Raw genomic sequence first — 17,948 nt, 5'->3', positions numbered from 1 at the left:
CAGCATACCGAGCCCTATCCGCGCATGAAATCCATCGACCGCTACATGGCCCGGCTGATCGCGGTGCCGCTGTTTTCGACGCTGCTGATCGCCGTCATGCTGTTCGTGCTCGATCGCATGCTCGGGCTGTTCAATTTCGTCGCGACGCAGGGCGGCCCGATCAGCGTCGTCTGGCGGATGCTCGCCAACCTGCTGCCCGAATATCTGGGGCTCGGCATTCCGATCGGGCTGATGCTCGGCATCCTGCTCGCGTTTCGCCGGCTGTCGACCTCGTCCGAGCTCGACGTGCTGCGCGGCGTCGGCATGAGCTACAACCGGCTGCTACGCGTGCCCTATATGTACACGATCGCGCTGGCGCTGCTGAACCTCGCGATCGTCGGCTATGTCCAGCCGATCGCGCGCTATTATTACGAGGGGCTGCGGTTCGAGCTGCGCACCGGCGCGCTCGGCGCCTCGATCAAGGTCGGCGAGTTCACCAATCTCGGCAGCAAGATGACGCTGCGGATCGAGGAGAGCAAGGACAAGGGCCGCGAGCTGTCGGGCATCTTCGTCCATGCGCAGAGCCAGAATGGCGACTGGCTGGGGGTGACCGCGGAGAGGGGCAAGTTCCTGGCGACCGACGATCCCAACGTCATCATCTTCCGGCTCGCCAACGGCACGCTCGTCCACAACCGGCCCGAATTCAAGACGCCGCGCGTGCTGACCTTCACCAGCCACGATCTGCCGATCAACCTGCCCAAGTTCGAGAGCTTCCGGGTCCGCGGCGGGCGCAATCTCGAATATACGCTGCCCGAACTCGCCAAGCAGGGCCAGCGCGGTGCGACGCTGGAGCAGCGCGACGGCAGCCGCTCCGAATTCCATTTCCGCCTGGCGGAGGTCGCGACGATGTTCCTGTTGCCGCTGCTGGCGCTCGCGCTCGGCGTACCGCCCAAGCGATCCTCGTCCGCGCTCGGCGTGTTCCTGTCGATCGTGATGATCGTCACCTATCACAAGGTGAACCAGTACGCCGCCGATGTCGGCGAGCTCGGCCGGATCGACCCGATCGTCGCATTGTGGGTGCCGTTCACGATCTTCGCCGGGTTGATCCTGTGGATGTACTACACGATCGCCTATGTCCCCGGCGGCCAGCCGATCGGTGCGCTAGAACGCGTCTTCTCGAAGACGTTCAAGGCCATCACGAAACGCATTCCGGGCTTCCGCAAGAGCAAGGCCGCATGAAAACCGTCAGCTTCTTCCCGTCGCGCACGGTCGCGATCTACATGGGCCGGATGTTCCTGTTGCGGACGTTCGCCGTGCTGGCCGCGCTCGTGCTCGTCCTCCAGGCGCTCGACCTGTTGAGCGAGTCGGGCGACATCCTTGCCTTTCCCGGCAACGGCGATGCGCAGGTGTGGCAATATGTGTCGCTGCGCGTGCCGCAGATCGTGTCGCGCTTCCTGCCCTTCTCGGTGCTGCTCGGCACGATCCTGACACTAATCACGATGAACCAGAACAGCGAGATCGTCGCGCTGAAGGGCTCGGGCCTGTCCGCGCACCAGGTGCTGGCGCCGCTGCTAGTCGCCAGCCTCGGCGTCGCGGTGATCAGCTTCGTCTTCAACGACCGGGTGGTGGCGCGCGCGACCGCGACGCTCAACCAGTGGCAGAAGGTGAATTACGGCAAGCTTCCGATCGACCGCGGCGACCGCGCCAATGTGTGGGTGCGCGACGGCGACGACCTGATCGAGGTGGCGCAGATCCGCGGCCGCGGCGATGCGACGCGGCTTGGCGGAATCACGCTGTACGATCGCACGGGCGGCAATCTCGTCGCGATCCTGCGCGCCGATCATGGCAAGCGCGCCCCTGCCGGTGGCTGGCTGGTCGGCCCTGCGACCCGGTTCGACGTCGCGCGCGGCACCGATACCAAGCTCGGGTCCGTGGTGATCGGCAAGGATGTTCGACCCGATCAGTTCACGCTGGCGAGCGTCGATGCGGACGGGCTGTCGTTCGGCGCGCTCAAGGCCGCGATCGCCGACCTGTCCGACGCAGGCCGACCCACCAAGGCGCTCGAGGGGTCACTGTGGCACAAGCTGTCGGGGCCGTTGTCGTCGGTGTTGATGCCGCTCCTCGGCGCGGTCGCGGCCTTCGGTATCGCACGCTCGGGCAAGCTGTTCGTCCGCGCGGTGATCGGCATGGCGCTGGGCTTCGCGTTCTTCGTCGCGGACAATTTCGCGCTAGCGATGGGCAATCTCGGCGCCTACCCACCGTTCCTCGCCGCCTGGGCGCCGTTCCTGCTGTTCTTCCTGATCGGCGAAGCGGTGCTGATCCGCTCCGAGGAATAATCCGGCGGTTGGCCTCCCGCCGCAGCGGGAGGCCAGTCTCAGCGGCGGACCATCGTGCTGCGCGCGATCTTGCTGACCAGCCCCGGCAACCCCGGATAGCTCGCCTTGTGATAAGGCGACATCGCATCCAGTTCCGCCGAGATCCGGCGATGCGCCTCGCCCAACGCGTGATAGGGCAGCCCCGGCAACAGGTGGTGCAGCGCGTGATAGCGCAGGCCCACCGGCGCCCACAGCGCCGGCAGCAGCGCCGGCGGCGGCACGTTGACCGTGTCGAGATACTGCGCGGTCACCGTCATCGGCTCGCCGTCATTCTCCCACAGATGCGCGACCAGCGTGCGGACCTGGTTGAGCACCGCAAACGCCGATGCCACGCCAAGGATCGTCAGGAACGCACGCAGCGGCAGCACGCCCGCCACGGTGATCCCGATCAGCGTGATCGCCCACAGGCTCGCGGCTACTTCGAGGCGGTTCCAATAGGCCTTCGCCTCGCCCTCCGGCGCACGACGACGGAATTGCGGGTTGATCGCGAGCGCCGAATAGCGCTCGACGACCATCGTCCGCAGCTTGGGCGACAGCAGCGAGAGCGGCGACAGGATCGCAAACCGGATCAGCAGCGCGATCGGTGCCAGCGCGGAAACGACGATGAACAGCGGCAACGTCCACGGCTTCATCAGCGCGAGCGGCAGATATTCGGGATCCTCGACCGTGCCATATCGGGTCTTGGCGTGATGTAGGTTGTGGACGCCCTCATACATGAACGACGGCGTCATCATCGGGACGCCGACGAGGATGTTCCAGCCCAGCCGGAAGTTGGGCACCGACGCGTGCTTCATGTGGCTGACTTCATGGATGAAGCTCAACCCACGGTACAGCCCGAGCACCGACACGATCGCGGCGACCACCACGACCACGGTCGAACCGCTCGTCGCCGCCACCACCAGCGCGCCATAGCCGAGCGCGACCGACGCGATCAGGTCGCCCCAATAGACCGACGGCCGCGGCTTCACGAGATCGCGCGTCAGATCCGCGGCCGCGCGCAGCATCGCCTTGTCGTCGGCGATACGCACCACCCCGGCACCGGCTACGGGTGTGGCTGGAACGGGAGCGGCCGTGCCGCGAGCGAGGCTGAGCGAGGTGTCCATGGGCATATCCATTGCCCGAAGATAGTGGCCACAGCGTGGCATTTACAGGCCGTGCCGTTGCCGCCGCTCCAAGGAAACACGATCACCCTGACAGGATTTTACGATGACCCATGTCACTCTCGCCTTTATCCGCCGTGCTGGCTAGACACGCTCGACTGCGTAATCGGGAACGACACATGGCTAACATCAACATTCGACCGGTCGAGACGCTGAAGGATCGCAAGATCTTCATCGATCTGCCGTTCCGCCTGTATGCCGACGATCCCAATTGGGTGCCGCCGCTGAAGTCGGAGGCGCTCGGGCTGATCACGCCAGAGAAGAATGGCTGGTTCAGCCATGCCAAGGTGCGGCAGTTCCTCGCCGAGGAGGATGGCCGCGTGGTCGGTCGCATCTCGGCGCACATCGACACGCTCGCGCTGACGATGCCCGCCGAGCAGGGCTTCGGCCCCGGCGTCGGCCAATGGGGACTGATGGAGGCCGAACGCCAGGACATCTTCCAGGCGCTGCTCGCGCGCGCGGAAGGCTGGCTGCGCGACCAGGGCATGACGCGTGCGATCGGCCCGATCAGCATGTCGATCTGGGAAGAGCCGGGGCTGTTGATCGACGGCTATGATCATCCGCCGACGATCATGATGGGCCACGCCAAGCGCGAATATCGCGGCTGGATCGAATGGGCGCAGTATCGCCCGATCAAGCAGCTGATGACCTATGAGGTCGACGTCACGAAGCAGTTCCCGCCGATCGTCCAGCGCATCATCAAATCGGGCGAGAAGAACCCGCGCATCGTCATCCGCAACGTCGACAAGACCAAGTTCGAGGAGGAGGCGGCGATCATCCTGTCGATCCTCAACGATGCGTGGAAGGACAATTGGGGCTTCGTCCCCCTCACTCCGCCCGAGATCAAGGATGTCGGCGTCAAGCTGAAGCCGATCGTCTTCAACGACCTGATCCGCATCGCCGAGGTCGACGGCCGGCCCTGCGCGTTCATGATCACGCTCCCCGATTTGAACGAGGCGATCAAGCCGTTGAAGGGCAGCCTGTTCCCGTTCGGCTGGGCCAAGCTGTTGTGGTGGCTCCGCAAACCCAAGGTGCGGACGGTGCGCGTGCCGCTGATGGGGGTGGTCAAGGACTTGCAGGCCTCGCGGATGGCGAGCCAGCTCGCCTTCATGATGATCGAATATATCCGCCGCGCCTCGGTCGAGCATTACGGTGCCGAGCGCGCGGAGATCGGCTGGATCCTCGATGACAACCAGGGGATGCGATCGATCGCCGAGACTATCGAGAGCCGGGTGAACAAGGTCTATCAGGTCTACGAACGGACGCTGTAGAGCGCGCAACAGTGTTTCCCCGCGAAGGCGGGGACCCAGTCTGGGCTCCCGCCTTCGCGGGAAAACAGGGTGGCGGGGACCGGCGGCGGGAATGCCCGGGCTACTCCCGCGTTCCCTTCCCGAACGGAATCCTCAGCGTCACCGCTACCCCCTGCCCGGACGCACCGGGCAACTCGGTACGGATCGCGTGGACATTGCCCCTGCCCCCGCCTGGCAGCCGGAACGACAGCGGATCGGAACGCGGAGGCTGGACCGGCTCGGCCAGCGTCGCGAGCCGCTGGTCGGTCGGCCGCGCGCAGACGACGATATCGCCATTGGGATCGGCCTGGACCGGGCACGGCATCGTCGCACGCGGCCTGCGCCTGCGCAGTTCGGGCGGGAGCGGCGGCCCTGCTACCGCTTGCAGCAGGAGCAGGCCGACGAGCATCTAGAACCGCCGCGATATACCGGCATAGAGCCGGGCATCGGGCGTATCGGCGGTCAGCCCCGCCGCACCGAGTATGTCGAACTGCAGATCGTCGTTCGCCATCCATGCCAGCGACAGCGCCGCCACGCCCTGCGTCGCATGCTGATCGGGGTCATCGTCGCGCAACGCCTGCAGCTCGCCGGTCAGCGTGAACGCCTTCGAAACCTTCACCGAAAGGCCGGCGGTCGCGCTATAGGCGAGATGCCGGCCATTGCCGTCCTCGTCGACCGCCGCATCGATCTCGGGCGTCAGGTCGAGCGACACTGCATCCGACAGTTCGTACGTTACGGGGACGAGAAATCCCGCCCCCCAATCACCCGCACCGATCGAGGACCGCCCAACCGGCAGCGTCACGAACGGCAGGACCGATACCGACAGGTCCGATCCGTCGGGGTGCAGGAGGTTCGCCTTCATGCCCAGCGAAACGTCGCCGATCCCGTCGACCGACTCGACCCCGGTCGAATCGCGCATCCGATTATGGCCGAACGGCGTGAAGCCGATCCGCGCTTCGATTGTATCGCTGACACCGACGCGGACGAGCGTGTCGCCGAACAGGATGTTGTCCTCGCGCGATCCGGGCTGGTCGTCGCGCGTCCAGTCGGCCAGCGACGTCTCGACCGAGATGCGCCCCGGTGCGATCGTGCACGCCGGTGTATCGATGCCCGGCCGGTCGGGGCAATATTCACGCTCCTGTGCCGCGGCGGCACCGGAGAGACCCAAGCTGGCGAGCGCGACGCCGATCAGCGCCCGCCTCACCGCAAGCGGACCCAGGTCGGCGCATGGTCGCTGGCCTTTTCGCGGCCGCGATACGCCTTGTCGACGCCAGCATCGATCATCCGGTCGGCAGCCTGCGGGCTGAGCAGCAGATGGTCGATCCGGAAGCCTGCATCGCGCTGCCAAGCGCCTGCCTGGTAGTCCCAGAACGTCCACACGCCACCCCTCGGAAACTGTGTACGCAGCGCATCGGTCCAGCCCTGCGCCACGAGCGCGCGATAATGCTCGCGGCTTTCGGGCTGCATCAGCGCATCGTCCTGCATCGCGCGCACCGAGTAGGTGTCGTCGTCATTCGCGATGACGTTATAGTCGCCTGCGAGGATCGCCGGCACTTCCTCGGCCAGCAACACGCGCGCCCGCGCGGCCAGGCGGTCCATCCAGCGCAGTTTATAATCGAATTTGGGCCCCGGCTGTGGGTTGCCGTTGGGCAGATAGAGTGCGGCGACGATCAGGCCGTCGACCTCCGCCTCGATATAGCGGCTGTGCTCGTCCTCGGGCTCCCCGTCGAGACCGCGCTGGCGGACATCGGGCGTGCGTCCCTTGGCGAGGATCGCGACGCCGTTCCACGCCTTCTGCCCATGCCAGACCGCACCATAGCCGACCGCCTCGATATCGGCGATCGGGAAGGTGTCGTCGCTCGACTTGAGTTCCTGGAGGCAGACGATGTCGGGCTGCTCTTCGACGAGATATTCAATCAGCCGCGGCAGTCGCGCCTTGATGCCGTTGACGTTGTACGTGACGATTTTCATGGAAAACTCAGACCGAGAAGCTGGAGCCGCAGCCGCAGCCCGAGGCGGCGTTGGGGTTCTCGACCTTAAACGCGGCGCCGGCGAGCGATTCGACGTAATCGACCGCGCACCCGCGGACCAGGTCGATGCTCACGCTGTCGACGACCAGCTTTACGCCGTCATGCTCGGCGATCACGTCATCCGGTTCCACCGCATCGGCGAACCCGAATTTATACTGGAACCCCGAACAGCCGCCGCCGTCGACGGAGAGCCGGAGGATCGCCGGCTTCCCCTGCTTGACGGCGATCGCGGCGACGCGCGCCGCGGCGGAGGGGGTGAGGATGATGTCGGGAGCCAGCGTTGCCATGGGCTGGAGATAGGAGGTTGCGCTATCCGCGGCAACCTTGGGCTTGCCCGTGGGGCGGAGGGCTGGCTCGCCGGGGCGACTGCTAGGGCGCCGTTATCTTTTACTGATGGTCCGTCCCCGTGGAGGGATATCCCAGCTTTCGCTGGGATGACGGGTCGGGCTTGGGGTGATTGGCTGGGCTTGTGCCCGTATCAGTCCTGCGCGGCGGGGCCGCCGGTCGAGACCGGGATCGCGTTGACCGAGCGATCCTGTGCCGCAAGCAGGTAATCTGCCGTCGTCAGGAACGGGATCGGGTTGACGGCGTGGCCGTCGATACGGACTTCGTAGTGAAGATGCGAACCGGTCGAGCGGCCGGTCGAGCCCATCAGCGCGATCAATTGACCGCGGGTGACGCGCGTATTGTCGGCAACCAGGATCTTCGAGAGATGGCCGTAACGGGTGGCGATGCCCTTGCCGTGGCTCAGTTCGACCATGTTGCCATAGCCGCCCTGGCGACCCGCATGCGCCACGACGCCGTCGGCGGTCGCGTAGATCGGCGTGCCGATCGGGCCGGGAATATCGACGCCGGCATGCATCGCCGCGGTGCCGCGGAACGGATCCGAGCGAATGCCGAAATTGCTGGTGAACGAGAGCGAGTGAACCGGCTGGACCGACGGGATCGCGATCACGCCCTGCTGCGTGGCGTCAAGCTTCTTCCAGGTCTGGAACAAGGTGCGGAACTGCGCGTCGGCGCGCAGATCGGCGCTCGCCTCTTCGGTGTTGGCGGCGATCATCGGGCCGCCCTTGCCCGTCTCGACCGTGCGGTACGCGACCTTTTCCGCGGTGGCGTGCGGCGCGACCTGCGCCTCGGCCGTGGCGCCGAAAGCGGCCAGACCCATCACCGTCGCGGCCATTGCCAACCGGCGACCCGTAAACGCCTTATACACCACGATCACGCCCTTGAGACGGGTCACGATCGCTGCACCGGTAAAATCGACCATTGGTCCCCGACAAAAAAATGCAGGGCCGTTCGCTCTTAAAGCGGACGGCTCTGAAACTCTGTCCTGACTCGCAGCCCCTCCGCGCACCAGACATTGTGGGTTAGGCCGGATCCCACTGCCCCGAGCAATAGCATTGCGCCATCCGCGCGGCGGAGCGGCAGGTTGTTGCGGCGAGTTGAAGCGAATCGATACGATCGCTGTGGAACAGGATGAGACCGCGGATCTTCGGCGCGAAATGTCGGCGAATCTCCACGTGTTACTACCTAGTCTTTAGAGTGCCTTTGCGGCTGCCAGAACCGCCTCCGCATGGCCGGGAACGCGAACCTTGCGCCACGCCTTTGCCAGCGTCCCGTCGGCGCCGAACAGGAAGGTCGCGCGCTCGATCCCCATATATTTGCGGCCGTACATCGCCTTCTCGACCCAGACGCCGAACGCCTCGCACGCGGCGCCCTCGACATCGCTGCCCAAGCGCACGGTCAGGCCATGCTTGGCGGTGAACTTCGCATGCGACGCGGGCGTATCCTTCGATACCCCGACGACCGTCACGTCGGCGGCCCCAAAAGCGTCGGCCAACGCGGAAAAGTCCTTCGCTTCGGTGGTGCAGCCCGCAGTGTCGTCCTTCGGGTAGAAGTACACCACCAGCGGCCGGCCAAGCGTCGCCAGCGACAAGGCCGCATCGTCGATCGTCACCGTCACGTCGGGTATCGTCGACCCTTCATCCATCCTGCTCTCCCGTCGCCTGCGTCCAGAAACCGCGAACCTCCTGCCGGGTCGATCCGAGCGTGGCAATAACCGCCGCCCAATCCGCCACGCCGATCGCGCGCGCGATCAACGCTTCGGTCGCATGGCCCGGCGGCGTCGCATCGGGCGCGACCAGCCGCAGCGTGACCAGAAGGCGGATCAGCACGTCATGCGCGGCACGTAGTGCAGGCGGGGCCAGCCCCTGCTCGACCAGACGATCGATCGCAGCCCCCAGATTGGGGTCGAACCCGGTCCGGTTCACAAGCTGGACGACGTGCACCGCAAATTCGAGATCGACCAGGCCGCCCGGAAGCAGCTTGGCATCGAGCGGTCCCGCGGGCGGCTTGTGCGCGGCCATCTCGGCGCGCATCGACCTGGCATCGGCGACCACGTCCCGTACCGGCCGCTCCCCTTCAAGCACGCCGCGGATGATCGCAGCCACCGCGTCCCGCGCACCGGTCGATCCGAACACCGGACGCGCGCGGGTGAGCGCCATATGCTCCCACGTCCACGCATCGTCGCGCTGGTAGCGCGCAAAGCTGTCGAGCGTCACGACGAGCGGCCCCTGCCCGCCCGACGGCCGCAGCCGCGTGTCAATCTGATAAAGCGGGCCTGCCGCGGTCGCAACCGACAGCGCGGCGGTCACGCGCTGCGCGAGGCGGTTGTAATAGAGCGTCGCGCCGAGCGGTTTGGGACCATCCGATTCCGCGGCGAAATCGCCCGTAAACAGATAGATGAGGTCCAGGTCGGACGCGTGCGTGAGCATCGCGCCGCCCATCCGGCCAAGCGCCAGGATGACGAGTTCGCTGCCCGGCACCGTCCCGTGCGCCTTGGCGAATTCAGCAATCGTAGCGCCCGCGAGCACGCCGATCGCGGCCTCCGCGACGCGCGCATAGCCGGCCGCGACGTGCAGCGGATCGGAGGCGCCCGCCACAATCTGCGTGCCGAGAGCGAACCGCAACTCGCCGACGACACGGCGGACGTGATCGAGCCGCGCCTGGTAATCGCTGCCCGCGTCGTCCGCGCGCATCGCGGTCTCCAGCGCCGCGATATCGCCCACCGGCGCGAACGCGGTCGCATCGATCAGCCCGTCGAGCAACGTCGGGCGGCGCCCCAGATCATCGGCGAGCGTCGGCGCATGGCTGAGAATCGCGGCGAGCAAGGTCGCCAGTCCCGGCCGCGCCTCGAGCAGGCGGAAGATGTTGATCGCGCTGGGCAGACGTTCGAGCAACGCATCGAGCCGCAGCAGCGCCGATTGCGGAACGGGCGCGGTGGCAAAGGCTGTCACCAGCGTCGGCAGCACCGCCTCCAGCGCCTCGCGGGCAGCGGCACTGCGCAGGGCGGGATAGGCGCCGGCGCGCCACGCCTCGATCCGCTGCCGCGCGGGCTCGGGCGAATCGAACCCTGCGGCAACGAGATCCTCCTCCAGCGTCACTGGATCGTGCGAGAAGGCAGGTCGGACGGTATCGTCGAGCGCATCGTAGATCCGCCCCGTCGCCGCCACCCGCGGCGCCAGCAGCGCGAGCAACGCGCCCGCATCCTCCACGCCGTGCAGCTTCGCCACGCGGTCGAGCGCGTCGCCAGTCGGCAGCGCATGCGTCTGCCGGTCGTCGATCATCTGGACGCGGTGCTCGATCGTCCGCAACAGCGTGTAGCCATCGGTCAGCGCACGCGCTTCGTCGCCGCCGATCCACCCCGCCTCCGCCAGGCGGGCGAGCGCATCGCGCGTCGCCGGCGCACGGACCGTCGGATCGCGCCCGCCATGGATCAGCTGGTGGATCTGCGCGAAGAACTCTGCCTCACGAATGCCGCCCCGCCCGCGCTTGAGGTCGTAGCCGGGGCCAAAGGCCTGGCCCTGCAGATGGTGATCGCGGATACGCGCAGAGATCCCGCGAATCTCGCGGATCGCGCCGAAATCGAGCGTGCGCCGCCACACGAACGGCCGGATCGCATCGAGAAACCCCTGCCCGAGCGCGATGTCGCCAGCAGCCGCGCGGGCGCGAATGAACGCCGCGCGCTCCCAGGGCAGCGCCTGCGCCTCGTAATAGCCGATCGCCGCCTCGACCGGCAGGACGATCGGCGTGATTTCGGGCGAGGGCCGCAGCCGCAGGTCGACGCGCAGTACATAGCCGTCGCCATCGCGCGCCTGGAGCAGTTCGACGACACGCTTGCCGATCCGCACTGCGGCCTGTTCGGGCTCCTCGCGCGGCTTGCGCGGCAGAGTCAGCGGATCGAACAGCAGGATCGGATCGATGTCGGACGAGTAATTGAGCTCGCCGCTCCCCTGTTTGCCGAGCGCGATCGCGGTGAAGCCGACCGGTTCTGCGCCCGGCGTCCGCTCCTCGATCGCAGTCCGGATCGCGGTGTCGAGCGCATAGTCGGCAAAGCGCGTCAGCGCGCCGGTCACCGCGGTGAGATCGAGGATTCCCGCAAGGTCGCCGATCGCGACGTTGACCGCCATCGCGCGGCGTTCGAGCCTCAGCCGCTTGGGAACCGGCATGTCGGGGGTCGCGCTCGACAGCGTCAAATCGAGCTGCCCGTCGGACAACGCCGAGGCCAGCGCGGTCTCGCGATCGAGAATCATCGACAGGAAGGGCGACCATTGCCGGGCGCGATCCACGGCGCTGTTTATCGCCTGTTCAGTATTCATGCCGGTCATTGCAGAATAGTATCGCAGTCAAGTGTTACTTGACATATGAAAGCAACGAATTCGCCATGAGCTCGTTATTAGCGGCATGACGTACTCGTTCCTCACCATCAAACCCGACACGGGCGGCCAACAGGTCGTTCGCCGTCCTCGTCCGACCGACGTCATTGGCCATTCGCTGCGCGACGCGTTCGGCCAGAGCACGCGCTTGCCGCGGGATATCGACCGCCTGCTGCGCTCGCTCGACGGCGTTGCACACTAGAACTGCGAGCTTACCTTACGAGTTGTAGCCAAGCGACGAGACACGCGCGGCGCCAAGACGTCAGCGACCGCGGCTCAGATGTTCGACGTCACCCATAATCGAATCCAGCGCCGTCTTGCTCGTATCGGTCTCATGATCACGACGCGACGGCAGTGACCCATCCGTAAGGATCGTCTCGAGCGCGACACGACCACGCGCGACACGGCTCTTGATCGTACCGACCGCCACGTTGCAGATCTCGGCGGCCTCTTCATACGCGAAGCCGCCTGCCCCGACGAGGATCAGCGCCTCGCGCTGCGGCTGCGGCAGGTGCATCAACGCACGCTGCATATCACCGAGCTCGACGTGACGGTCCTGGCTCGCCGGTGCGGCGAGAATGCGATCGGCGACGAGATCGTCCCATTCGCCCTTGAAGCGCGCACGGCGCATCTGCGAGAGATACAGGTTGCGCAGGATGATGAAGGTCCATGCGCGCATGTTCGTGCCTGCCTGGAAGCGCAACCGCGCCGCCCAGGCCTTCAGCAACGTCTCCTGCACCAGATCGTCGGCAAGATCGCGGCTACCGGAGAGCGAGCGCCCGAACGCACGCAGATGCGGGATGACCTGCGCCAGCTGGACCTTGAACTCGGCGTCGGACAGCGAGACATGCTCCACCGGTGCGACGACTTCGTCGATATCGTCCTCGCCATCGGTATGGGGAGCAGGCTGAACCATGAAAATCCTGTCAGTTTCGATCATGATCTCGACGACATACCGTCAGGCATGGCCTCGATCACGCGTCGCCTTGTGTGAGCGAACATAAGCACTCGCGACGCCGAACCTATACGCCGGCGCTTAACTTATGTCAGCGTATAATAAGAAAGCCGAAAATCGCGATGATCAGCACGAGCGAGATGACGAGAATGTATCGCGTCATGTGCGGCGTCGAGCCTGCGCGGGCCTCTTCGGTCGAGATATGAATACGTTCGTTCGGGTCAGCCATGTCGAGTTAAACCCCCGAAAACCGTTTTGGGTCCGCAACCATTTACGGAAGCGAACCCAAGATGCAGTGTTATGGCCGCGCGATCAACCCATTGGTTTCGCGAGGCAAGCCGCGCTGCGATCAGACGACGGGAACGGTCGCCTGGTCGAAGAACAGCGCCTGGCTTATCGCCGCCTTCACCGTGGACCGCTGGAACGGCTTGGTGATCAGGAACGTCGGCTCGGGGCGCTCGCCGGTGAGCAGGCGCTCGGGGAACGCGGTGATGAAGATCACCGGGACCTCGAACTCGGCAAGGATGTCCTTGACCGCGTCGATGCCCGAGCTGTCGTCGGCCAGCTGGATATCGGCGAGCACGAGGCCCGGCCGCGTTTCCATCGCCAGCGCGACCGCCTCGTCGCGCGTGACGGCAACGCCGGTAACGTCATGACCCAGGTCGCGAACGATCGTCTCGATATCCATCGCGATGATCGGCTCGTCCTCAATGATGAGGACCTTTGCCCGCGTCTGGCTTTCGATTTCCGACAGTGCCTCGGCGACCAGATCGTCGACTTCGCTCGAGTCCACCTCGATCAGATAGGCGGCGTCCTCGGGCGTGAAGCCTTCCATCGCAGTCAGCAACAGCGCCTGGCGCGACAGCGGCGTCATACGGGCGAGACGCGCACGGGCAACCGCCTCGTGACCGCCGGACTCCTGAACACTCTCGTCGGCGACCTCGTCGAAATTGGCCGAGTTCCAGATGACCTGGAACATGCGGTACAGCCCGAGCCGGGGATCGACGTCGCGCGGAAATTCTTCTGGTGCGGCAACGATCGCCTCGAGCGTCGCGCGCACATATTTGTCACCGTGCATCTGACTGCCGGTCAGGGCCCGGCCGTAGCGCCGCAAGAAGGGAAGATGCGGTGCGAGTTGCTGTCCAAGCGACATGGGTAACGAATACTCCCTGATCCTACGCGGCCCCTCATGTGTCGGGTGGCTCGCGTCATTGCAATGGCGGTAGCCGAAAAAGCACCCCCGCACCCGCTGCGCCGGCGGGTTGCGCGTCGTCGGAGTACGAAGGTTCGATTTTCGCTTGTACATGGAACTAACGAGAGCGAGTTTGGTTTCACCGACATCATTGGCGAATCCGCAACCCGTCAGACCTTTGTCTGGACAGGCGAGGATTTCGTCTATTTGTGACATGGTATACCAGATGATCAGCGTTGCGTCGTGCAGGGGGAAGTTTTGAGTTTGGGCCACGACACGGAAAAGACGGTGCCTGCCTCCAAGTCCGCCAAGGTGCCGGACAAGGATCAGCAAATGGGCTCGGCTCTTCGCTCGGTTTACCAGAAGACCGTCGATGAGGCGATTCCGGACGATCTGCTCGACCTCCTCGGCAAGCTCGACTGAGCGCGGGCCGGATGGCCTCGTCGCACACTCAAGAACCCGTCCCGATCCCCGCGACAGACGCCGACGGCACCCCCGTCGGATCTGCTGAGCCACGCCTGATCTCGGCGATGGGACGGCTGCCCACCGGCGCCAAGCTGTTCCTGATCCTGAGCGCAGCCCTGCTGCCGCTGGCGTTGATCGCCGTCTTCGCGACATTCCAGACGACCAGGCTTGCCGACACAGAGGCCCGCGCGCGCCTGCGCGTGACCGCCAACGAGAGCGCACGCGCGATCGCGATCGAACTCGTCGGCGACATGACCGCGCTTCGCGTGGCGGTAAACGCTTTGGGCAACGATCCTGCCGACGCGCCGAGTTGCGCACGCGCGCAAGGCGTGTTCGCGCAACAATCCTCCGCGGGCACGCGATTCGTGATCACCGACCGCGAAGGCGCTGTCCTCTGCGGTACGCCGATCCCCATGTCCGCGGCGTTCCGCCAGGTGGACATGCCGATCACCGCGGACATCATTCCGCATCGCGGCCTCGTGCTCGCAATCTCGGGGCCGAGCGGCGACACCTTTGCCCGCGCCTATTTCCCCCAGTCCTTCCTCCGCAACATCGGTCGCCCCTCTAGCCGCGCACTAACGTTCAGCAGCGCATTGGTACTCGACGAGGATGCGCTGACGCTCGAGACGATCCCCGACGAACGCCCGCTCGATCGCATGGAGACGATGCGCACCGATCTCGGCGTCGCCGGGATCGGTCTGCGCACCAGCATCCGCAGCGCACCCGTAACCTCGTCGCTCGTGGTCGCGATGCTGCTCCCTCTACTGATGTGGATCGCCGCGGCGAGCATCGCGTGGTTCGTGGTCGACCGCCTGCTGATCCGTCCTCTGCGTCGCCTGCGCGGTGCGGTCGCCGCGTTCACGCCCGGCGAGACACTCGATCTCGGCGCGGTCCGCACGCTGCCCGCGCAGGAGATTCGCGATCTCGGCGAGACCTTCCAGGCGATCAGCCAGACCGTTGCGCTCCACGAAGCCGGCCTGGCCGAAGGGCTGGTCCGCCAGACCAAGCTCACCCGCGAAGTCCATCACCGGGTGAAGAACAACCTGCAGGTCATCTCCAGCCTCATCAATTTTCACGCGCGCAGCGCACCGAGCGCGGACGCAACCGCGGCCTATGCCTCGATCCAGCGCCGCGTCGACGCGCTCGCGGTGGTCCATCGCAACCATTTCGCCGAGCTGGAGGAAAATCGCGGGCTCAACCTGCGGACGATGATCGGCGAATTGTCCGCGAACATTCGCGCGACCGCATCGGATCGCTCGCACGGACTTGGCATAACGCTCGATATCGACCCGTATCTGGTCAACCAGGACGTCGCCGTGGCGATCGCGTTCCTTGCGACCGAGACGATCGAGCTGGCGATGTCGTGCGACCCCGCGGCGCAGATCCGGATCGTGGTGAAGCCCGCCGACACGCCCGACCGCGCGCTGCTGCGTGTCGTCTCGCGCGCGCTGGTCGAGAGCGATGCCCTGCGCGAAGCGGCAACGCGGTATGGCCGCGTCATGGAGGGCCTGTCACGCCAGTTGCGCTCGCCGCTGCATCACGATCCGCTGGTCGGGGCATACGAGATCGCATTCGCGATCAAGGGGCGAGATTGATCTAGAGCAGGCGAATTACAGTTACCGTTTGTTTGACTCTAGTTTTTTTCAAATGATCGTCGGAACCCCGGAACACTTTGACGCGATCGCCGTTGGATGTTTCGGACAGCGACTTTATGCCCCCCCGCTCTCGCTGTCCAAGTCATAGGCCCAGACGCATCACCCTCCCCCCCCCCGGTGATACGTCTGGGCCTTTATCGTTTCGCTGGCGTTGCCGGGCGCCCTGCGCCGCAGCCACCGGAAATTGTGGCGGGTTGTCAGGAACGAACTGCTATCCCGATCATTTCACCCACGGTGGCATTCGTGCCTTTTCTAGGAGGAATTATCATGCGTAAGTTGGTTGGTCTGGCGATTGTGGCCAGCGCTCTGATGGTGTCGGCATGCAACACGGTCGAGGGTGCAGGCAAGGACGTGGCTTCGGCAGGCAAGACCGTCGCCAAGACCGCGGATAACGCCAAGTAAGCCATTTGCGCTATTGGTAAGGACGCGGGGCCCGGTGCACGCGCACCGGGCCCCGTTTTCGTATCAGCGCTCGACGAGGTCGGTGGGGTCGCTCTCGCCGTCACCCTCATCGGCCTTGGCCTTGGCGCGGCTGCGTTCGGTGAACCAGATTCCGATCAACGCGAGCTCGTACAGGATCACCAGCGGGATCGCGAGCAGCAGCTGCGAGCCGATATCGGGCGGTGTCAGCACCGCGGCGATCGCGAACGCCGCGACGATCGCATAGCGCCGCGCGCCGATCAGCTGCTTGCGCGTGACGATCCCGGCCCGCTCGAGCAGCATCAGCAGGACGGGCAGCAGGAACGAGATGCCGAAGCCGAACAGGAACTGCATCGTGAACGACAGGTAATTGCCGATCGCAGGCAGCGCCTCGCGGTGGATGCCGCCGACCATCCCGTCGAACCCGAGCAGGAAGTGCAGCGCCATCGGGATCGCGACGTAATAGGCCATTGCCGCGCCGGTCAGGAACAGCACCGGCGTTGCGAGGATGAACGGCAGGAGCGCGCGCTTCTCCTTCTTGTACAAACCGGGCGCGACGAACTGCCAAAGCTGGTTCGCGATCACCGGGAAGGACAGCATCATCGCGGCGAAGAACGCGACCTTGATCTGGACGAAGAACGCCTCGAAGATCTCGGTATAGATAACCTTGTTCTGCCCCGCCGCGAGCAGCGGGTGGACAAGGAAGCCGAAGATATCCTCGGCAAAGTACATCGCGATCCCGAACGTCACGACCAGCGCGGCGATGCAATAGAGCAACCGCCGACGCAGCTCGATCAGATGGTCGAGCAACGGTGCCCGGCTTTCGTCGATCTCGCTCATGCTGTGCTTTCGGCGCTATGGGGGGCAATCACGCGGGGAGCGCTCACGATGACGCTACGTCGGACTTGCCGGTCTTGTCGTCGGGATGGGGTGCTGCCGGGGCAGCCGCCGGTGCCTCGACCGGGTCGGGACCGCGATCGCCGACGGACGTTTCCGCCGCCGGCGATGCGTGCGTCGGTGCCGCGGCAACCACCGGCTTCTCGACCAACACCGGCTCGCTCGTATGATCGTCGACCTCGTCGATCGAGCGATAATCGCGGCGATGCTCCTCCGTCTCCGGCGAATGCACGACCTGCGTGGTGTCCACGGCCGCGCCCGTCTGCGGATGCTCGCGCATGATGCGTTCGTTTTCCGACGCCCAGCGCTTTTCCATTTCCTCAAGTTCGGCCTCGCGGACCATCGAATCGAAACCCGAACGGAACTGCCGCGCGACGCCACGCGCCTTGCCGACCCAATAGCCGACCACGCGCATCGCCTTCGGCAGATCCTTCGGGCCGATCACGACCAGCGCGACGAAAGCCACGAGCAGAAACTCGGAGGGCGCGATATCGAACATTCAGCCGCGCCTATCTAAAGTCTTCAAGTCCGCCGGCTTCAGGCAGGACGGTCGTCACGGACGCGATTGCCGTCGCGGTCGAACGCGGGATCGGCCGACTTCTGAGCTTCGATCCGCGCCGAAGGCTTGGCCGGCGTCTCGTCGTCGTTCTCGGACATGCCCTTCTTGAAGTTCTTCACGCCCTTGGCGACATCGCCCATCAGGTTCGAGAATCGGCCACCGCCGAGAAGGAGGATCGCGACGACCGCGAGCACAAGCAAGTGAATCGGGCTAAAACCGCCCATGGCAATTCTCCTGGAAACTGAACCCTATCTAAG

20 protein-coding genes and 1 pseudogene are annotated in these 17,948 nt (G+C 65.4%); 7 read left to right on the top strand and 14 right to left on the bottom strand.

The genetic code is table 11. The annotated features are described in order from the left end of the window. Nucleotides 1-24: 24 nt before the first annotated feature. Nucleotides 25-1,218, top strand: a complete 1,194-nt coding sequence (lptF, locus tag ASE79_RS12865) for an LPS export ABC transporter permease LptF (RefSeq protein WP_200910373.1) — start codon at nucleotides 25-27, stop codon at nucleotides 1,216-1,218. After that, nucleotides 1,215-2,315, top strand: a complete 1,101-nt coding sequence (gene lptG / locus ASE79_RS12860) for an LPS export ABC transporter permease LptG (RefSeq protein ID WP_056417025.1) — start codon at nucleotides 1,215-1,217, stop codon at nucleotides 2,313-2,315. Before lptF ends, lptG begins: the two co-directional genes overlap by 4 nt. Before the next feature lie 38 nt (nucleotides 2,316-2,353). Here the strand turns inward: lptG and ASE79_RS12855 are convergent, their stop codons facing one another. Next, nucleotides 2,354-3,457, bottom strand: a complete 1,104-nt coding sequence (locus tag ASE79_RS12855; RefSeq protein WP_056417357.1) for a fatty acid desaturase family protein — start codon at nucleotides 3,455-3,457, stop codon at nucleotides 2,354-2,356. A 176-nt stretch (nucleotides 3,458-3,633) separates the two neighbouring features. Between ASE79_RS12855 and ASE79_RS12850 the strand changes: the two genes are divergently transcribed. Further along, a complete protein-coding gene (locus ASE79_RS12850; RefSeq protein WP_056417022.1) occupies nucleotides 3,634-4,785 on the top strand; it encodes a hypothetical protein in 1,152 nt (383 codons plus the stop codon). 100 nt (nucleotides 4,786-4,885) lie between these two features. On the opposite strand, the gene ASE79_RS12845 is transcribed toward ASE79_RS12850, so the two are convergent. The 7 genes and pseudogenes from ASE79_RS12845 to ASE79_RS12815 form a co-directional block, all read right to left on the bottom strand. Further along, on the bottom strand, nucleotides 4,886-5,212 hold the full coding sequence (locus ASE79_RS12845) for a hypothetical protein (RefSeq protein ID WP_056417020.1): 327 nt from the start codon (nucleotides 5,210-5,212) through the stop codon (nucleotides 4,886-4,888). Further along, on the bottom strand, nucleotides 5,213-6,007 hold the full coding sequence (locus tag ASE79_RS12840) for a transporter (RefSeq protein WP_056417017.1): 795 nt from the start codon (nucleotides 6,005-6,007) through the stop codon (nucleotides 5,213-5,215). Further along, nucleotides 6,004-6,774: an exodeoxyribonuclease III gene (gene xth, locus ASE79_RS12835; protein ID WP_056417015.1), complete on the bottom strand. Its 771-nt coding sequence runs from the start codon at nucleotides 6,772-6,774 to the stop codon at nucleotides 6,004-6,006. Before xth ends, ASE79_RS12840 begins: the two co-directional genes overlap by 4 nt. A 7-nt stretch (nucleotides 6,775-6,781) precedes the next feature. After that, nucleotides 6,782-7,120 carry an iron-sulfur cluster insertion protein ErpA gene (gene erpA / locus ASE79_RS12830; protein WP_056417012.1) on the bottom strand — a complete coding sequence of 113 codons (339 nt, stop codon included), beginning with the start codon at nucleotides 7,118-7,120 and terminating at the stop codon, nucleotides 6,782-6,784. Nucleotides 7,121-7,311: 191 nt separating this feature from the next. Further along, nucleotides 7,312-7,905: pseudogene (locus tag ASE79_RS12825) on the bottom strand (M23 family metallopeptidase); the annotation flags it as partial. Nucleotides 7,906-8,370: 465 nt separating this feature from the next. Beyond that, nucleotides 8,371-8,823, bottom strand: coding sequence for a peroxiredoxin (locus tag ASE79_RS12820; protein ID WP_056417003.1), 453 nt, complete (start codon nucleotides 8,821-8,823; stop codon nucleotides 8,371-8,373). Beyond that, nucleotides 8,816-11,491, bottom strand: a complete 2,676-nt coding sequence (locus tag ASE79_RS12815; RefSeq protein WP_056417355.1) for a bifunctional [glutamine synthetase] adenylyltransferase/[glutamine synthetase]-adenylyl-L-tyrosine phosphorylase — start codon at nucleotides 11,489-11,491, stop codon at nucleotides 8,816-8,818. Before ASE79_RS12815 ends, ASE79_RS12820 begins: the two co-directional genes overlap by 8 nt. 85 nt (nucleotides 11,492-11,576) lie before the next feature. Between ASE79_RS12815 and ASE79_RS21445 the strand changes: the two genes are divergently transcribed. After that, complete coding sequence (locus ASE79_RS21445; RefSeq protein ID WP_200910372.1) at nucleotides 11,577-11,750, top strand: hypothetical protein; 174 nt, start codon at nucleotides 11,577-11,579, stop codon at nucleotides 11,748-11,750. A gap of 60 nt (nucleotides 11,751-11,810) precedes the next feature. Here ASE79_RS21445 and ASE79_RS12810 read toward each other — a convergent pair whose 3' ends face one another. From ASE79_RS12810 to ASE79_RS12800, 3 genes are all read right to left on the bottom strand, one after another. Beyond that, complete coding sequence (locus ASE79_RS12810; RefSeq protein WP_056417352.1) at nucleotides 11,811-12,464, bottom strand: sigma-70 family RNA polymerase sigma factor; 654 nt, start codon at nucleotides 12,462-12,464, stop codon at nucleotides 11,811-11,813. Nucleotides 12,465-12,594: 130 nt separating this feature from the next. Beyond that, a complete protein-coding gene (locus ASE79_RS21440) occupies nucleotides 12,595-12,732 on the bottom strand; it encodes a hypothetical protein (protein ID WP_056417000.1) in 138 nt (45 codons plus the stop codon). 120 nt (nucleotides 12,733-12,852) lie between these two features. Then, nucleotides 12,853-13,656, bottom strand: a complete 804-nt coding sequence (locus ASE79_RS12800) for a response regulator (protein WP_056416999.1) — start codon at nucleotides 13,654-13,656, stop codon at nucleotides 12,853-12,855. Between the two features lie 303 nt (nucleotides 13,657-13,959). Between ASE79_RS12800 and ASE79_RS21710 the strand changes: the two genes are divergently transcribed. The 3 genes from ASE79_RS21710 to ASE79_RS12785 all read left to right on the top strand — a co-directional run bounded on the left by ASE79_RS21710 (nucleotide 13,960) and on the right by ASE79_RS12785 (nucleotide 16,217). Continuing rightward, nucleotides 13,960-14,118, top strand: coding sequence for a NepR family anti-sigma factor (locus tag ASE79_RS21710; protein ID WP_235516915.1), 159 nt, complete (start codon nucleotides 13,960-13,962; stop codon nucleotides 14,116-14,118). 107 nt (nucleotides 14,119-14,225) lie between these two features. After that, the gene (locus tag ASE79_RS12790; RefSeq protein ID WP_056416992.1) at nucleotides 14,226-15,755 is read left to right on the top strand and encodes a sensor histidine kinase; all 1,530 of its coding nucleotides are present in this window, start codon (nucleotides 14,226-14,228) and stop codon (nucleotides 15,753-15,755) included. Between the two features lie 327 nt (nucleotides 15,756-16,082). Next, the gene (locus tag ASE79_RS12785; protein WP_056055798.1) at nucleotides 16,083-16,217 is read left to right on the top strand and encodes an entericidin A/B family lipoprotein; all 135 of its coding nucleotides are present in this window, start codon (nucleotides 16,083-16,085) and stop codon (nucleotides 16,215-16,217) included. 63 nt (nucleotides 16,218-16,280) lie between these two features. Here ASE79_RS12785 and tatC read toward each other — a convergent pair whose 3' ends face one another. The 3 genes from tatC to ASE79_RS12770 are packed head-to-tail and all read right to left on the bottom strand — an operon-like array spanning nucleotide 16,281 to nucleotide 17,915. Beyond that, on the bottom strand, nucleotides 16,281-17,075 hold the full coding sequence (gene tatC / locus ASE79_RS12780; RefSeq protein ID WP_056416989.1) for a twin-arginine translocase subunit TatC: 795 nt from the start codon (nucleotides 17,073-17,075) through the stop codon (nucleotides 16,281-16,283). 43 nt (nucleotides 17,076-17,118) lie between these two features. After that, nucleotides 17,119-17,631 (bottom strand): Sec-independent protein translocase protein TatB, encoded by a 513-nt coding sequence (gene tatB, locus ASE79_RS20400; RefSeq protein ID WP_082445284.1) that lies wholly within the window; start codon nucleotides 17,629-17,631, stop codon nucleotides 17,119-17,121. Between the two features lie 38 nt (nucleotides 17,632-17,669). Continuing rightward, nucleotides 17,670-17,915 (bottom strand): Sec-independent protein translocase subunit TatA, encoded by a 246-nt coding sequence (locus ASE79_RS12770; RefSeq protein ID WP_056416986.1) that lies wholly within the window; start codon nucleotides 17,913-17,915, stop codon nucleotides 17,670-17,672. Nucleotides 17,916-17,948: the final 33 nt, after the last annotated feature.

The sequence above is a fragment of the Sphingomonas sp. Leaf28 genome, from assembly GCF_001421685.1.
GTDB classification, from domain to species: Bacteria; Pseudomonadota; Alphaproteobacteria; order Sphingomonadales; family Sphingomonadaceae; genus Sphingomonas; species Sphingomonas aurantiaca.
The sequence above is the reverse complement of the archived record's forward strand: the minus strand, read 5'-3'. Positions and strand labels throughout refer to the sequence as shown.

Excerpts from the sequence above, each read along its gene's own strand:
- ASE79_RS21445 (WP_200910372.1), top strand. The coding sequence starts at position 11,577 with ATGACGTACTCGTTCCTCACCATCAAACCCGACACGGGCGGCCAACAG.
- ASE79_RS12845 (WP_056417020.1), bottom strand. The coding sequence starts at position 5,212 with ATGCTCGTCGGCCTGCTCCTGCTGCAAGCGGTAGCAGGGCCGCCGCTC.
- tatC (WP_056416989.1), bottom strand. The coding sequence starts at position 17,075 with ATGAGCGAGATCGACGAAAGCCGGGCACCGTTGCTCGACCATCTGATC.
- erpA (WP_056417012.1), bottom strand. The coding sequence starts at position 7,120 with ATGGCAACGCTGGCTCCCGACATCATCCTCACCCCCTCCGCCGCGGCG.
- ASE79_RS12790 (WP_056416992.1), top strand. The coding sequence starts at position 14,226 with ATGGGACGGCTGCCCACCGGCGCCAAGCTGTTCCTGATCCTGAGCGCA.
- xth (WP_056417015.1), bottom strand. The coding sequence starts at position 6,774 with ATGAAAATCGTCACGTACAACGTCAACGGCATCAAGGCGCGACTGCCG.
- ASE79_RS12820 (WP_056417003.1), bottom strand. The coding sequence starts at position 8,823 with ATGGATGAAGGGTCGACGATACCCGACGTGACGGTGACGATCGACGAT.
- ASE79_RS12800 (WP_056416999.1), bottom strand. The coding sequence starts at position 13,656 with ATGTCGCTTGGACAGCAACTCGCACCGCATCTTCCCTTCTTGCGGCGC.
- ASE79_RS12815 (WP_056417355.1), bottom strand. The coding sequence starts at position 11,491 with ATGAATACTGAACAGGCGATAAACAGCGCCGTGGATCGCGCCCGGCAA.
- ASE79_RS12810 (WP_056417352.1), bottom strand. The coding sequence starts at position 12,464 with ATGGTTCAGCCTGCTCCCCATACCGATGGCGAGGACGATATCGACGAA.
- ASE79_RS12850 (WP_056417022.1), top strand. The coding sequence starts at position 3,634 with ATGGCTAACATCAACATTCGACCGGTCGAGACGCTGAAGGATCGCAAG.
- lptF (WP_200910373.1), top strand. The coding sequence starts at position 25 with ATGAAATCCATCGACCGCTACATGGCCCGGCTGATCGCGGTGCCGCTG.
- tatB (WP_082445284.1), bottom strand. The coding sequence starts at position 17,631 with ATGTTCGATATCGCGCCCTCCGAGTTTCTGCTCGTGGCTTTCGTCGCG.
- ASE79_RS12855 (WP_056417357.1), bottom strand. The coding sequence starts at position 3,457 with ATGGACACCTCGCTCAGCCTCGCTCGCGGCACGGCCGCTCCCGTTCCA.
- ASE79_RS12785 (WP_056055798.1), top strand. The coding sequence starts at position 16,083 with ATGCGTAAGTTGGTTGGTCTGGCGATTGTGGCCAGCGCTCTGATGGTG.
- ASE79_RS21440 (WP_056417000.1), bottom strand. The coding sequence starts at position 12,732 with ATGGCTGACCCGAACGAACGTATTCATATCTCGACCGAAGAGGCCCGC.
- ASE79_RS12770 (WP_056416986.1), bottom strand. The coding sequence starts at position 17,915 with ATGGGCGGTTTTAGCCCGATTCACTTGCTTGTGCTCGCGGTCGTCGCG.
- lptG (WP_056417025.1), top strand. The coding sequence starts at position 1,215 with ATGAAAACCGTCAGCTTCTTCCCGTCGCGCACGGTCGCGATCTACATG.